At 68.9% G+C, this 14,548-nt stretch carries 14 protein-coding genes; 4 read left to right on the top strand and 10 right to left on the bottom strand.

Annotated features, from left to right (window positions below):
* Window positions 1–2: 2 nt before the first annotated feature.
* Entirely contained in the window at window positions 3–1,148 is a 1,146-nt protein-coding gene (locus AWC25_RS24220) for an LLM class flavin-dependent oxidoreductase (protein ID WP_069399647.1), read from the bottom strand.
* A gap of 260 nt (window positions 1,149–1,408) precedes the next feature.
* Between AWC25_RS24220 and AWC25_RS24215 the strand changes: the two genes are divergently transcribed.
* Window positions 1,409–2,242: an alpha/beta hydrolase gene (locus tag AWC25_RS24215; RefSeq protein ID WP_244899605.1), complete on the top strand. Its 834-nt coding sequence runs from the start codon at window positions 1,409–1,411 to the stop codon at window positions 2,240–2,242.
* Window positions 2,243–2,263: 21 nt separating this feature from the next.
* Window positions 2,264–4,447, top strand: coding sequence for an acyltransferase family protein (locus AWC25_RS24210; RefSeq protein WP_085167997.1), 2,184 nt, complete (start codon window positions 2,264–2,266; stop codon window positions 4,445–4,447).
* Window positions 4,448–4,732: 285 nt separating this feature from the next.
* On the opposite strand, the gene AWC25_RS24205 is transcribed toward AWC25_RS24210, so the two are convergent.
* Together AWC25_RS24205 and AWC25_RS24200 are read right to left on the bottom strand one after the other, a co-directional pair.
* Window positions 4,733–5,428, bottom strand: a complete 696-nt coding sequence (locus AWC25_RS24205) for an Rv0518 family GDSL lipase (RefSeq protein ID WP_085168007.1) — start codon at window positions 5,426–5,428, stop codon at window positions 4,733–4,735.
* A 135-nt stretch (window positions 5,429–5,563) separates the two neighbouring features.
* On the bottom strand, window positions 5,564–6,814 hold the full coding sequence (locus tag AWC25_RS24200; RefSeq protein WP_244899604.1) for an acyltransferase family protein: 1,251 nt from the start codon (window positions 6,812–6,814) through the stop codon (window positions 5,564–5,566).
* Between the two features lie 299 nt (window positions 6,815–7,113).
* On the opposite strand from AWC25_RS24200, the gene AWC25_RS24195 reads away from it, so the two are divergent.
* Window positions 7,114–7,551: an STAS domain-containing protein gene (locus tag AWC25_RS24195; protein ID WP_069399650.1), complete on the top strand. Its 438-nt coding sequence runs from the start codon at window positions 7,114–7,116 to the stop codon at window positions 7,549–7,551.
* Here the strand turns inward: AWC25_RS24195 and AWC25_RS24190 are convergent.
* The 7 genes from AWC25_RS24190 to AWC25_RS24160 all read right to left on the bottom strand — a co-directional run bounded on the left by AWC25_RS24190 (window position 7,535) and on the right by AWC25_RS24160 (window position 13,787).
* On the bottom strand, window positions 7,535–7,792 hold the full coding sequence (locus AWC25_RS24190) for a hypothetical protein (protein WP_069399651.1): 258 nt from the start codon (window positions 7,790–7,792) through the stop codon (window positions 7,535–7,537). The genes AWC25_RS24195 and AWC25_RS24190 overlap by 17 nt on opposite strands.
* Entirely contained in the window at window positions 7,789–8,340 is a 552-nt protein-coding gene (locus tag AWC25_RS24185) for a DUF3093 family protein (RefSeq protein ID WP_069399652.1), read from the bottom strand. Before AWC25_RS24185 ends, AWC25_RS24190 begins: the two co-directional genes overlap by 4 nt.
* Window positions 8,341–8,380: 40 nt before the next feature.
* A complete protein-coding gene (hemB, locus tag AWC25_RS24180) occupies window positions 8,381–9,361 on the bottom strand; it encodes a porphobilinogen synthase (RefSeq protein ID WP_084229220.1) in 981 nt (326 codons plus the stop codon).
* A 3-nt stretch (window positions 9,362–9,364) separates the two neighbouring features.
* Window positions 9,365–11,035, bottom strand: coding sequence for a bifunctional uroporphyrinogen-III C-methyltransferase/uroporphyrinogen-III synthase (locus AWC25_RS24175; protein ID WP_069399653.1), 1,671 nt, complete (start codon window positions 11,033–11,035; stop codon window positions 9,365–9,367).
* Window positions 11,036–11,066: 31 nt separating this feature from the next.
* Complete coding sequence (hemC, locus tag AWC25_RS24170; protein ID WP_069399672.1) at window positions 11,067–12,014, bottom strand: hydroxymethylbilane synthase; 948 nt, start codon at window positions 12,012–12,014, stop codon at window positions 11,067–11,069.
* A 13-nt stretch (window positions 12,015–12,027) separates the two neighbouring features.
* Window positions 12,028–13,404 carry a glutamyl-tRNA reductase gene (locus AWC25_RS24165; RefSeq protein ID WP_069399654.1) on the bottom strand — a complete coding sequence of 459 codons (1,377 nt, stop codon included), beginning with the start codon at window positions 13,402–13,404 and terminating at the stop codon, window positions 12,028–12,030.
* A 122-nt stretch (window positions 13,405–13,526) separates the two neighbouring features.
* Window positions 13,527–13,787, bottom strand: coding sequence for a glutaredoxin family protein (locus tag AWC25_RS24160; protein ID WP_069399655.1), 261 nt, complete (start codon window positions 13,785–13,787; stop codon window positions 13,527–13,529).
* 336 nt (window positions 13,788–14,123) lie between these two features.
* Here AWC25_RS24160 and AWC25_RS24155 point away from each other — a divergent pair, with 336 nt between their 5' ends.
* The gene (locus tag AWC25_RS24155; RefSeq protein WP_069399656.1) at window positions 14,124–14,495 is read left to right on the top strand and encodes a hypothetical protein; all 372 of its coding nucleotides are present in this window, start codon (window positions 14,124–14,126) and stop codon (window positions 14,493–14,495) included.
* Window positions 14,496–14,548: the final 53 nt, after the last annotated feature.

Genomic DNA, 14,548 nt, shown 5'->3' with positions numbered 1-14,548 from the left:
GATTACTGCGCCGACGCGGCCGCGAACGGCGTCGCCGCCGTCGGCTGGGCCTTGGGGTTGGGGTGCTTCCACACGCCGCGGCGCTCGAGTAGCGGCAGCACGCCTTCGCCGAACCAATACGCCTCTTCCAGGTGCGGGTATCCCGACAGGATGAAGTGGTCGATGCCAAGACCGGCGTATTCGATCAGCCGCTCGGCCACCTCTTCGTGCGACCCGACCAGGGCCGTGCCCGCGCCGCCGCGCACCAGGCCGACGCCGGCCCACAGGTTGGGGGCGACCAGCAGCTCGCCGCTCTTGCCGCCGTGCAGGTTCAGCATGCGGCGCTGGCCCTCGGATTCGCTGCGCGCCAGGCTGCTCTGCACCCGCTCGATGTCCGCGGGGTCGATGGCCGCCAGCAGGCGGTCGGCCTCCGCCCACGCCTGGGCGGCGGTGGGCCGGCTGATCACGTGGACGCGCAAGCCGAATTGCAGCGTCCGGCCGGCTTGGGCGGCCAGCCCGCGAATCCAGTCCAGCTTCTCCCCGACCGCCGCCAGCGGTTCCCCCCAGGTGAGGTAGACGTCGGAGTACTTGGCGGCCACCGGGCCGGCCGATCCGGAGGATCCGCCGAAGAACACCGCGGGTGTCGGGTCGGGCGGGTTGTTGAGCTGCGCGCCCTCGACGTGGATGTGCTCACCGGCGAAGGTCACCGGGTCTTTCGAGGTCCACAGCCGGCGCACCACCTCCAAGAACTCGGCGGTCCGGGTGTATCGCGCTTGCTTGTCCAGGAAGTCGCCGTAGGCCCGCTGCTCGTGGGGTTCGCCACCGGTGACGACGTTGAGCAGCAGCCGTCCCTGGGAATGCCGCTGGAAGGTGCCGGCCATCTGAGCGGCCAGGGTGGGGCTGAGCAGCCCGGGGCGGAATGCGACCAAAAACTTCAGCGTCTCGGTGCGTTCGATCAGCATCGCCGTCGTCAACCAGGCGTCCTCACACCACAATCCGGTCGGGGTGAGCACCGCCTCGAAACCGTTGTCCTCGGCGGCGGCGCAAATCTGGTGCAGGTAGCGCAGAGTCGCGGGCCGGTCGCCGTGCATCGCGGTGCCGTGCCCGCCGGCGACGAGGTTGCGGGAATCCCCGTACGTCGGCAAAAACCAGTGAAACGCCAGGCTCATCCAATTCCTCTTTCGCTCTCGTTTCGCTCTCTAAGCCATGCACGGAGGTCCAGCGTGCCGAAGCCGCCGGCGGCGTGCGAGGGTTGAAACCTGGCAGATTCGATCCGCATGACTGGCGGGTGCACGCGGACGGCATGCGTAACCGGCCGATGACTGCCGAATCACAATGCCCTTGCAAACTCGGCGACGGGCTCGGAAAAGTGCTCTGCGGGCGGCATTATCACGTCGTGCCTGATCTCAACCGCCGCGCGGTGCTGCGGATGGGCGCCGGTGCCAGCGTCGCGGCCGCGGGCGCGTGGGCTTTGAGCGCCTGGCTGGATCCGCTCGCACCACAAGCGGCGCCGCTGCCGTCCCCGTTCGAACCGTCCACGGCGAGCAGCAACCTGCCCAGCCGGCTCACCGGGTCGTTCATCTCGAAGGCGCGCGGCGGCGTCAAGACCAACTGGGTGATCGCGTTGCCACCCGGTCACACGTCGCAGAGCGGATTGCTGCGCCCGGTGATCGCGCTGCACGGCAAGGACGGCGACGCGAACATGATGCTCGACTGTGGGGTCGAGGACGCGCTGGCCCGGCTGGTCAAGGAGGGCAAGCCGCCGTTCGCGGTGGTCGGCGTCGACGGCGGCAGCGACTCCTACTGGCACAAACGGGCCGACGGCACCGACTCCGGCGCGATGGTCCTCGACGAGCTGCTGCCGATGCTGGGATCGATGGGCCTGGACACCTCCCGGGTAGGCTTCATGGGCTGGTCCATGGGCGGCTACGGGGCGCTGCACCTGGGCGCCAAGCTGGGGGCGGCACGGACCGCGGGGATCTGCGCGATCAGCCCGGCGCTGTACACCTCCTACGCCGACTGCGCGCCCAAAGCGTTTGACAGCGAAGAGGACTGGCTGAGCAACAGCGTGATGGGCCTGCCGGTGCTTTCGCAGATTCCGCTGCGGGTGGACTGCGGCACATTCGACCGTTTCTATCCCGCGACACGCCAATTCGTGAGCCAACTCAAAACACCTCCGGCGGTAAGCTTCACCGTCGGCGGCCACGACATGACGTGGTGGCGCTTGCAACTACCCGGCGAGCTTTCCTGGCTGGCGACCTAGCGGAGGCACCCCAACAAAGGCATGGCAGTCCGGCAGGAAACCATCGCCAACCCGCCTCCGGACGCGGGTGGTAGTCCCGACCGGCAGCTGGTGCGACGCGGATTCCGCCCCGACATCGAGGGTTTGCGCGCCGTCGCGGTCAGTGCCGTCGTGCTCTATCACGCCGGCATACCCGGCACCGAAGGCGGTTTCATCGGCGTCGACGTCTTCTTCGTGATCTCCGGCTTCCTCATCACCGGACTGCTGTGGCGCGAGGTCAGCACCGCGAATACCGTTGCGCTGGGCCGGTTTTACGGTGCCCGCGCCCGCCGCCTGATGCCGGCCGCGGCTACCGTAGCCGTGCTGACCGCCGTCGCGGCGGCCGTCGTGCTGCCGCCGCTGCAGGCGCGCACCGTCTTTCTCGACGGCATCGCCAGCGCGCTGTACGTCGGCAACTACCGGTTCGCCAGCCAAGGCACCGATTACCTGGCCGCGGACGTGCCGTCGCCGTTCCAGCACTACTGGTCGCTCGGCGTGGAGGAACAGTTCTATCTGGTGTGGCCGATGCTGATCATCGCGACCGCCTGGCTCGTCGCCCGGATCCGGCGCGGCGCCGATCCCGATGCCCGGGCCCAGGCGTGGCCGTACGCGGTGGTGCTGGCCGTGGCCGCCGCGGCCTCGCTGACGGCCGCCGTGCTGTGCACCCGCACCTCGCCGCCGTGGGCATTCTTCTCGCTGCCCACCCGCGCCTGGGAGCTGGCCGTCGGTGGCCTGGTTGCGCTGTCGATCCGGCAGTGGCGACGGCTACCGCTGCTGCCGGCAACGATCGTCGGGTGGGGCGGGCTGACGCTGATCGCGCTAACCTGCACCCAGCTGGGACCGGCCACCCCGTACCCCGGCACCGCGGCGCTGCTGCCCGTGCTGGGCACCGCGCTGGTGATCGGCGCCGGAACGGCCACGGGCAGCCTGGGCGTCGGCCGCCTGCTGTGCCGGCCGGCGATGCGCGCCGTCGGGCGGGTGTCCTACGCCTGGTATTTGTGGCACTGGCCGGTGCTGTTGCTGATGCCGCAGCTGCTGGGCGACCCGGCCGGCTTGCCGGCCCGGCTGGCCGCGACCGCCGTCTCGGCCGGTCTCGCGGTGCTGACCTTCCATCTGGTGGAAAACCCCGGCCGGTTCGCCGCGGCCCTGCGCCGCTCGGCCAAGGCGAGTCTGGTTGTCGCCGGGGTCGCCAGCGCGGTCACCGCGTCGGCCTGCATGTTGCTGCTGACGGTGATTCCGATTCCGGTCGGCCACGGCCCGGCCGCATCGAAAGCCACCATCTTGGCGTTGCCGTCGGCGGATCCGCACGCCGCCGATCCGCACGAGGCCGTCGTGCAGCAGGCCGTCGCACAGGTGCGCGGTGCCGTCGCGGCGGGTGCGGGCCTGCACGCCGTACCGTCCAACCTGGACCCGCCGCTCGCCGCGGCGCCGGGCGACAAGGCCGCCGTGTTCGTCAACGGGTGTGTGCGGTCGTGGCGCGACACCGGCCAAGCCGAGTGCGCCGCGGGCGACACCTCGTCGCCGACAACCGTTGCCCTGATTGGTGATTCGCACGCGGCGATGTGGAGCCCGGCCCTCGAGCAGGTTGCCGAACAGCGACACTGGCGGTTGGAAACCATGGCCAAGGTGACCTGCCCTATCCAGGACCTACCCATCGACAGCCCGTATCTGGGTCGCGAGTACACCGAATGCGAACAGTGGCGCGGCCAGGTGCTGGCCCGGGTGGCCGCCGAACAGCCCCGCCTGGTGGTGCTGGACATGAGTCGGCGCTACGGTCGCGATTTCGGTTTCGAGTCCTACGACTCGGCGTGGATCGAAACGTTGGGCCGCACCGTCGCGCAGCTGCGCCGCACCGGGGCGACGGTTCTGGTTTTCGGTCCGGCGCCGGACCCGCAAGCCGCGGTGCCCACCTGCGTGTCCGGGCATCTGGACGACGCCGCCGCGTGCGCGCCGAGCCGGTCGGCCGCGGTCAACGAGGGCGGCATCGCCGCGGAGCGCACCGCGGCGACCGGAAACGGCGGCCACTATGCGGACCTCACCGACCTGTTCTGCACCGCCGAGCGCTGCCCCGTGATCGTCGGTAACACGTTGGTGTTTCGGGACGACAACCACGTCACAACCGAATACGCGCAGCTGCTCGCACCGGTGTTGGGTGCACTGGTCGATCGAGCCATAACGGACGGATGACGTTGCGATGACTTTCTTTGCAAATGAACCCCGCGACAAAACCGAACGTGTTAGGAATGAAAGGGTTTTGGAGGTTTGAAATGTCCCCGCTGTTGCTGGTTTGCATCGCGGCTGTTACGCCAGTCGCCGGAATTGGGTTGATGCACCTGCAAGCACGCCTGGAACAGTGGGACTACGAGCGGCACGCGGAGGACTAGCGCCATTATTGACGCGAAATCCGTTGCGCAACGGGCTCTTTGACGGCGGCTATACCGCCGGGAATCTTTATGCCGGGTTAGGGCCGGGTTAGGTGAGCAGTTGCGTGCGAATCAGCGGCGCAATCTTGTCGGCCAGGTATCGATGTCCAGCGTCGTTGGGGTGCACGCCATCCGGGCCGATCAGATCGGGACGGTCGACGAACCAGCGCGCGCTGATCGGATCGGCGAACGACGCTCCCGCGGCCCGCGCCTCGGAGTTCAGCACGTCGCGGATCTGCAGGATGTCGGTGGGCACGTCGGCGGTCGGCCAGGGCGGACCGATCACCAAGAATCGGGCCGTCGGGGCCAGGATGCGCGCCAGGGTGAAGGTGTCGCGGACCCTCCCGGCCAGCAGGCCAAGATCGGAGCCCTGGTCGTTGCGGGAGCCGAAGAACACCACCAGCACGTCCTCGGACTTGGCCACCCGCGCCGTCAGGTCCTGGAAGATGCTGCCGTGGTCGCCGGGCACGACGTACCCGGCGCGACCCTCGGCCGCGACGTCGGGGGCGATCTGCATCCCCCGCTTGGTAAGCGCCTGCCAGGTCAGCGCGGTCCACGCCTTCGGTCCCAGACCGCCCAGGTCGGTGCCGGTGGTGTAGGAGTCGCCGACCACCGCGATGTGGGACAGCCGCGAGCCCAGCGTGACGATGTGGTAGCCGCGCGCGCCCGGGTTTTGCGCGACGACCGCACCGATCGTCGCGGCCACCAGGGCGACATTCACGGCGAACGCGGTCAGTCGACTCACGCGTGCCTCCCCCTGTCCCCGGTCCAACGCGATCAGCACAGGACAAACTACCAGTGCGACGCGCCCGCCACAGCCGAATGCGGCCCCGAGAGGTCGTGGGGCACAGCGTGATTCGTCAGGGAAATGAGGCGCTGATCACACCGCGCGGGCGGAGACCGATTCCCGCCCGCCGTCGATGGGGCGCACGTTGGCCGGTTCTGCGGACTCGGCGGGCGGATTGGCGGGCCGGACGTCGACCATCCGGCGCATCCAGCGTCGAGCCGGCTCCTCGACGAAGTGGTACAGCAGGCTGGACAGCGCCAGGGCGATCGCGATGAGACCCAGGATGTTCCACTTCCAGGGCGAGTCGGACTCCCAGGGGGTGAGTTCGAACTGCTCGACCGCCCATCCCCACGTGGTGTGCACCAACTCGTGCACCATGTACAGGCAGAACGAGATCTGACCGCCGTAGACCATCACCCGGGTGGACAGCAGCCTCGGCAGGCTGCCCAGGCCGACCGCGAGGGTGATCACCAGCGGAATGAACAGCACGTCGACCACGCCGCCGCTGTCGTTTTCCACCACACCGCTGATCGGGTGGGTGCTGAACCAGTACAGGACGCCCACCACGGCGGCCACCAGCAGCAGCGACAGGTAGCCGGCGATGTGCCGGCCACGATCGGTCAGCCGCAGGCGCCGTACCGCCGCGCAGGCCAGCGCGCCCGCGGCGAACTGCGTCACGATCCGGGGCAGCCAGCTCCACGGGGTATAGAAATGCCCGCTGGCCAACAGCAGCACCACCGGCGGCAGCGAGGCCGCCACCGCCAGCCACATCAACGTCCGCGCCCGGGTGGCCAGCTTCATCCGGAACACCACCAGCGCCAGCACGCCGAACAGCAGGTAGGCCAGCCATTCCGCGCTGATCGACCAGGCCGGTCCGTCCCAGCTGGTCCCGTCGAAGAACGGCTCGAACCACAACTGCACGAGCAGCACCTGGCGCACATAGCTGATGGCGGTGAGGTCGCTGGCTTCGGGCAGCGGGACGTGTCCCACGTGCAGCGACAGGATCACCAACAGCGCGGCCAGGTGCAGGGTGACCAGGTACACCGGCCACACCCGGGCCAGCCGCAACCACAGGAAGTGCAGCGTCGCCCGGGTGGACCAGGACCGTCCCATCCGGTCCAGGTAGTTCCACGTCAGCACGAACCCGCTGAGGATGAAGAACAGGTCGACTCCCTGCGCGCCGCAGTTCAGCACCGGCGCGAGGCTTCCCCGGAAATCGGGCGAGATGTCGCTGAGCATCGGCCGGAAGTGAAACAGCACCACCCACACGGCGGCGACGATGCGGAGTCCCGTCAGGGCTCTGATCTCGCCTTTGATCTCGCCCGGGGTCTCTCGGCTGGGCACAGGGCTTTTCTTTCGGTCCGGACTCTGCAGTTTCGTTCGCTTCACCCCGGCTGACCGGGCATTACGCCCTATCACAAGCCCCCCGACTCGCAACCGGCAGCCAAAGCAGCCTAACAGCGTGGCCGGCCGGATGGTGTCACGGCGACGGCGTGGCCGCGGCGTTGCCGGCTCGGCTGGGGCGGGGCCAGCTTTTTAGCAAACAGTTAGAGGCGGCTTCCGGTCCCCTTAGGTTTCGGGGGCACCGTAGGAGATAGCTTCGGTCGGCGTGGTGTCGGCCTTCGCCAGAGATAGGGGCCTTGATGACGATGGCAATTTCGGCTCGACAGAGAAACGGCAGCCTGGACTGCGGTGGCGCCCAGGTCCGCGCCCACTGCCGGCATCTCGCGACGGTGGTGACCGTCGGAGGTGAGGTCGACGCCGTGAACGTCGAGCGGGTCGCCGACTGCCTTCGCCATTTCATCGTCGGGGACAACCCCGTCGTCCTCGACATCAGCGGCACTGAGCATTTCGCCGGCGCGGGGTTGTCGCTGCTGTCCACGTTCGACGAGGAGTGCCGCCGGGCCGGCGTGCAGTGGACGTTGGTCGCCGGCCCGGACGTGATCGCGCAATTGACCGACGGCGACGGCGAGTGCGTGTTCCCCGCGGCGGGCTCGGTGCCCGAGGCCTTCGCCGACCTGGCCGACGCGGTGGTCTTCCGGCGCCGTCTGGCGCTGCCGCTGATCAGGAAGTCGGCGTAGCGGCGCGAGCACGTCGCCATCGGGCGATCCCGAGGACCGCCGACACCGCGGCGATCATCGCCAACAGCATGGCCAGCAGCAGGAGCTGGGGGTTATACACCAAAGCCGTGGTCGACGGCTGTCCGTCGGTTATCGGCCCGACGCTGACGGTGTGGCGCCCGTGTAGCCAGCAGGCCCCGACGCCGACCAGCGCCACGCCGGCCAGGCCGAGCTCGACCAGCGCCCGCACGCGGGCGCTCACGGCTGGGGCCCGTCGTCGTCGCGCCGGTCCAGGTCGGCGGCGTCCGATGGGGCCGGCTCCACGCGCTCCTGCACCAGCGGGGTCAGCGCCTCGCGCAGCTGGCGGTGGCGTTTCGCCCACGCCTGCGCGGTGCGGCCCTCGGTCAGCTTCAGGCCGATACCGGTGCGGCCGCGGGGGACGCCGAACAGTTCGCCGAGCGCCCGCGACGACTGCCACTTGGCCAGCTCCTTGTCGGAGTTGGCCGGATTCTCCGGCTCGGGAAAGACCTTGACGATTTCGCGCACCAGCAGCGTCTCGGTGCCCTGGCGCAGCGCGTCGGGCGTCAATTCGACCGACACGTGGATCCGCGCCGCCTTCACCTGCAGCGAGATGAAGGCCGACACCATCACCAAGAAAATGGCCGGCACCCACAGCGATATCGGGGCGCCGCTCCACACTTCGATCAGGATCATCGCCGCCGCGGCGGCCGGGCCGGACAGCACCCACAGCCAGCTGGCGCCGGGTTCATAGAACAGCGGCCTGGCGTGGACATCTTTGGCTGTGGTCATTGGCGCCTCATCCCCGTGATTGTTACCGCCGATGTGGCCGTTAGGAAAGCCAACCCGCCGCGTCCGCGGCCCAATAGCTGAGCACGATGTCGGCCCCGGCCCGGCGGATGCTGATCAGCGATTCCAGTGCCGCCGCGCGTCCATCGAGCCAATCATTCTGGGCCGCAGCACATATCATCGCGTATTCGCCCGAAACCTGATAGGCGGCCACCGGTACCGGCGACACCTCCGCGGCGGCGGACAGCACGTCGAGATAACCCAGGGCGGGTTTGATCATGATGATGTCGGCGCCCTCGTCGAGGTCCAGTTCGATCTCGCGCACCGCTTCCCGGGCATTGCCGGGCTCCTGCTGGTAGGTGCGACGATCGCCGGACAGGCTCGAGCTCACCGCTTCCCGGAACGGCCCGTAAAACGCCGAGGCGAACTTCGCGGCGTAAGCCAGGATCACCACGTCGGTGTAGCCCGCGGCATCCAGGCCGTCGCGAATGGCTCCCACCTGACCGTCCATCATCCCGCTCGGGCCCACCACATGTGCTCCCGATTCCGCTTGTGCCACAGCCAGTTTCACGTAGCGACTCAAGGTCGCGTCGTTGTCGACGCAGCCCCGGTCATCGAGCACGCCGCAGTGACCGTGATCGGTGAACTCGTCGAGGCAGGTGTCGGCCATCAACACCGTCGCGTCACCGAGGTCCTTGGCCAGATCGCGCAGTGCCAGGTTGAGAATGCCGTCGGGATCGGTGCCGGCCGAGCCGGCCGCGTCCTTGTCTTCGTCGCGCGGCACACCGAACAACATCAGCCCGCCCACGCCGGCGGCCACCGCGTCGGCGGCGGCGTGGCGCAGCGACTCGCGGGTGTGTTGCACCACGCCCGGCATCGACGGGATCGGTCGCGGCTCGTCGATGCCGTCGGCCACGAACATCGGGAGCACCAAATGCCTTGGCTGCAAGGATGTTTGCGCAACCAGGCGACGCAGGGCGGGAGTCGAGCGCAGCCGGCGCGGCCGGTGGCGCGGGTACGCCATCGGTTAGCGCCTGCGGCTCTTCTTACGCGGCGGCGGCAGCGCACCCTCGGCACGCAACCGCGCGGCGTGTTCGGCCAGCGCGTCGACCAGCGGGCCGATGGCCGCCGTCTCGGGCTGCACATCCACCCGCAGCCCGAATTCGGCCGCGGTCTCGGCGGTCTTGGGGCCGATGCAGGCAATGATGGTGCGCGCGTGGGGCTTACCGGCGATGCCGACCAGGTTGCGCACCGTCGAGCTGGAGGTGAAGCACACGGCGTCGAAGCCGCCCGTCTTGATCATTTCCCGGGTGGCCGCCGGCGGCGGTGCCGCACGCACCGTCCGGTAAGCGGTGACATCCTCGATCTCCCAACCACGCTCGCGCAGCCCCTCGGCCAGCGTCTCGGTGGCAATGTCGGCGCGCGGCAGCAGCACCCGGTTCACCGGGTCGAAAATGCTGTCGTAGGGCGGGAAGTCGTCGAGCAGCCCCAGCGAGGACTGCTCCCCGGCCGGCACCAGCTCGGGGCTGATCCCGAATGCCCGGACCCGATCGGCCGTCGACTCACCGACGCAGGCGATCTTCACACCGGAGAATGCGCGGGCGTCCAGACCGAACTCGCCGAACTTCTCCCACACCGCGCGCACCGCGTTGGTGGAGGTGAACACCACCCACTGGAACCGGCCGTCGACCAGTCCCTTGACGGCCCGCTCCATCTGGGCCGGGCTGCGCGGCGGTTCGACGGCGATGGTCGGGACCTCCACGGGCAGCGCGCCGTAGGACGTCAGCCGCTCGCTCATCTCCCCCGCCTGGTCCTTGGTGCGCGGCACCAGCACGGTCCAGCCGTACAGTGCCCGGCTCTCCCACCAGTTCAGCTTCGACCGGCTGTGCACCGTCTTGCCGATGGTCACCACCAGCGGCCCGGTCAACGGACCGGCCGGGTCGCCGGCACCGGCCACGACGGCCGGGTCGGTCAGCCCCTGCAGCGTCGTTTCGACCGAGCGCTGCTGACAGGTGGTGCCCTGGGCGGTCACCACGCACGGCGTGGATTCGGCCAACTCGTGCTCGATCAGGGTGCGGGCCGCGTCGGCCAGATGCGTCGGGGTGGCCTGCAGGATCAACGGTCCCGGAGCCGCCGCCAGCGCCTCCCAATCCACGTTCGGGTCGCGCACGTCGGCCACCGTGTGCGAGGAACCCAGCGGCAGGCCCGCGTAGGTCGGCACCGCGCTGGTCGGTGCCAGCCCGGGCACGATCTCGACGTGCAGGTGGGTACGCGCGACGGCGTTCACCTCGCTGATCACCGCGTCGAGCGTCAGCGGATCACCGGCCACCAGCCGCACCACGTCGACGCCCCCGCGGGCCTCGGCCGTCAGCGTCTTGGCCACCTCGGCGGGCTCGCCCAGCGCCGGGCGGATGTCGGCACCGCCGGACAGCACCGCGGGCGCGGCCTGCGGGGCATCGCCGTCGGGTGAACCGTCAGCGGTTGCCGCGGGCGGGTCGGCAGGCGCCGGGCCCGACACGGGCGGCAGGTCCGTACCGATCAGCGCCAGCACCGGCTCGGGCACGTCGGGATCGGTGAACACCAAGGCCGCGTTGGCCAGCACGGCGGCCGCCCGCGTGGTCAACAATCCCGGGTCACCGGGGCCGGAGCCCACGAACGTGATGCGGCCCGGTCTCGGCTTGCGCCCTCGCGTCGTCATTGTCGCTCCCAAGTCATCCTTTTGAGGTCATTCAGTTCTCGTGCGCGGGATCGCGCCGCGCTTGCCCGATCAGCTCCCCCGCGCCCAACTCCAGCAGCTCCGCAGCCACCGAGAGCCCCAGTTCCCTGGCCCGCTCGGGAGCGCCGATGCCGGACGCGCGGATCACGTCGGATCCGTCCAGTGCCGCCACGCAGGCGCGCAGCGACAGCTCGTCGAAGACCCGTCCGTCCTCATCGATGGACTCGACCACCTCGGCGATCGCCCCCACCGGTGCCGAACAGCCGGCCTCCAGTTCGGCCAACAGGGCTCGCTCCGCGGTGATCGCCGCGCGCGTCTCCGCGTGGTCCAACTCCGCCAGCACCGCCGCGAGCCGACTGTCGTCGGCGCGGCACTCGACGGCGAGCGCGCCCTGAGCCGGTGCTGGCAACATTTGCACCGGCTCTAGCGTCTCGGTGACATCAGCGAGGCGGCCCAGTCGGGCCAGTCCGGCCCGGGCCACCACGACGGCGTCAAGATCACCACTGCTTACCCTGTTCAACCTGGTATCTAGGTTGCCTCGTAGGGGGCGGATTTCCAAACCGAGACCCAATGCTCTAAGCTGCGCGGCTCGCCGCGGGGACGATGTGCCCACCAGCGCGCCCGCCGGCAATTCACCGAGCACCAATCCGTCCCGCGCCACCAGTGCGTCGCGAGGGTCGTTGCGCGGCGGTATCGCCCCAATCGTGAACCTTGGGTCGTCGGCGGTGGGCAAATCCTTGTGCGAGTGCACCGCGGCGTCGACGCGGCCGTCCTGGATGGCCTCGCGCAGCGCGGTGGTGAAGGCGCCCACACCCAACGTTTCGATGGGGGCCGACGAGCGGTCACCGGCCGTGCTGATGATCACCAACTCGGCGAGGTGGCCGTTGGCGATGAGTGCGTCTCTGACGACGGAAGCTTGGGTGCTGGCCAAGAGGCTGCCCCGCGTGCCGATACGGATCACGTGCGCCAATCGGTTACTCGGCGGATTGCTGTGTGCCGGCGTCGAATCCCATTGGTACCGCTGGCAATTCGGCCGCGGCCACGGCGGCTACGGAGTCGATGGCGGTCTGGTCGAGTTCGAACAGCTCCCGCAGCGCCTCGGCGTAGCTGTCGCCGCCGGGAGCGCTGGCGAGTTGCTTGATGCGGACGGTGGGCGCGTGCAGCAGCTTGTCGACCACCCGGCGGACGGTGCGTGCCACCTCCTCGCGCTGGGCGCTTTCCAGACCCGGGAGCCGGTTTTCCAGCCGCAGCAGTTCTGCTTCGACGACGTCGGCGGCGCGCTGCCGCAACGCCGTCACCGTCGGGGTCACCTCGGCCATCCGCTGTCCCGCCAGGTAGGCGGCCACTTCGGCGGCCACGATGTGGCGTGCCTCGTCGACGTCGCCCGCGGCGGCGTGCGCGGCGGGTTCGTGTTGGATGCGGTCGACGTCGACGACCCACACGCCGGGCAGCCCGGCCACGGCGGGGTCGACGTCGCGCGGCATGCCCAGGTCGCAGATCAGCAGCGGACGACGAGTCTCGTCTCGCTGCCCGGCGGCCAGCGCGTGGTGCACGTCGGCCAGGGAGACGACCGGACTCACCGCACCCGTACAGCTGACCACGACGTCGGCGTCGGCCAGCGCATCGGCCAGTCGATCCAGGGTCAGCGCCTGGGCGCGCACACCCGCGTCGCGGATCTTGCGGACCAGCCGTTGCCCGCGAGCCGACGAGCGGTTGACCACCAGGATGTGGTCGACGCCGGCCCGGATCAGGTGGGTCGCCGACAGCGCGCCCATCGACCCGGCGCCCACGACCACGGCGGTCTTGCCGGTCAGCCCGCCCCCCTTGCGGTCGGCCATGCCCAGGGCGACCGAGACCACCGAGACGCCGGCGGAGTCGATGGCGGTTTCGGAATGCACCCGCTTGCCCACCGACAGCGCACGCTGGGCCAGCTCGTGCAGCACCCGCCCGACGGTGCGGTTCGCCTCGGCGGAGGTGTAGGCGCGGCGCACCTGACCCAACACCTGCTGTTCGCCCACCACCGCGGAGTCCAGGCCGCTGGCGACGGAGAACAGGTGCTCGACGGCGGCCTCGCTGTAGCGCACGTAGGCGTACTTGGTCAGGTCGGCCATCGACATGCCGGAGTAGTCGGAGAGCACCTGACCAATGACCGCCAGACCGCCGTGGAATGCGTCGACGACCGCGTAGACCTCGACCCGGTTGCATGTCGAGAGCACCATGGCCTCGGTGACCAGCGGGGACTGCAGGACGCGCTCGATGATCTTGTTGCGATCGGATTCGTCAATACTGAGTTGTTCCAGGACGGAGACCGGCGCACTACGGTGCGAAACCCCGAAGAGCAGGATGCTCACGGCAGCATCACCTGGCCAGCTCCCTCGCTACTCCAGTAACTGAACTGCTGTCTACGGTAAACGTTTATTCGGTGGGCTACCAAATATTGAGTCGGCAACCACAACGCACCCGGTCCGCGGCGTCATCGGGCGAGGTCGGCGCGCAGCCGCGGCTCGTCGATCTCCCAGTAGCTGTGCTCCCGGCCATCCAGCAGCACGACCGGCAGCCGATCGCCGAACTCGGCGCGTAGCCCGGGGTCACCGGCCGCCGCCGCGGCGTCGACGTCGGTGCTGGACAGGTCGAAGTCGAGTTCGCCGGCCAGTTCGGCCAGCCGTGCGTAGGCCTGCGCGCACAGGGTGCACCCGGCGCGGGTCAGCAGCTGCACCGTGGGGCGGTTGGTCATGGCACCAGTGTGCCTGTGCGCAGTCGACGGTGAATTGTGGGCGGACCCGGCACTTACTAGGTTGCGGCTATGGCTGCAGGCAACGAGCTGCGTGTCGACGCGAGGATGATGAACGGGTTCGCCCAGGCGCTGGTGGGTGCCGCCGCGGCGCACGGCAACGACACCGGCGCCATGTGGTCGTGAGGTAGTGGCCCAGGGGTTCGGCGGTATGAGGGACGACCATTTGCCGGCCAATATGACGCCGAGAAGTTGTTCGCTACTACAACCGGTACTGGGCCAAACAACGCTGGACGCGGACGACAAATCTAGGTTTCCGCACAGTCGAAGGGCTGGAAAATGAAGACGCTTCTAGAGTATTTCGTTAAATACTTTGACGTGTTATACCTCGATCCTCGCTACCGCATTACGGATTCGCGCACGATCGGTGTGTCGTCGAATAACGCCTCCTTGACGATCACCGGACCTATCCTCAGCTGGGAGCTCTGCAACGACAGAGGCCAGTTCCTGCTTGGCCTGGCCCCCACCGCGCTCGCAACATCCGATAACTGGTTCACCGCGTCTCTTATCAAGCAGTACTTGAATGGACAGGATGAGGTCGAGCACGCGTCAGCGGCGGATGAAATCACTGGATTCGCGCGAATGGTGAACGCGTCGAAGAACTTTTTTCCAACGTGGCCGATATCGGGCTCTTCGCAGTTGAGGGTGTAGGGGTGGTCGGCGCGTCGTTACCGGGATAGGGGTCGAGGTCTCTCGAAGATGAA

Origin of the sequence: Mycobacterium sherrisii (assembly GCF_002102355.1) — a bacterium.
Lineage (GTDB): Bacteria > Actinomycetota > Actinomycetes > Mycobacteriales > Mycobacteriaceae > Mycobacterium > Mycobacterium sherrisii.
Note: the sequence above shows the minus strand (reverse complement) of the source record. Positions and strands in the feature narration are given on the sequence as shown.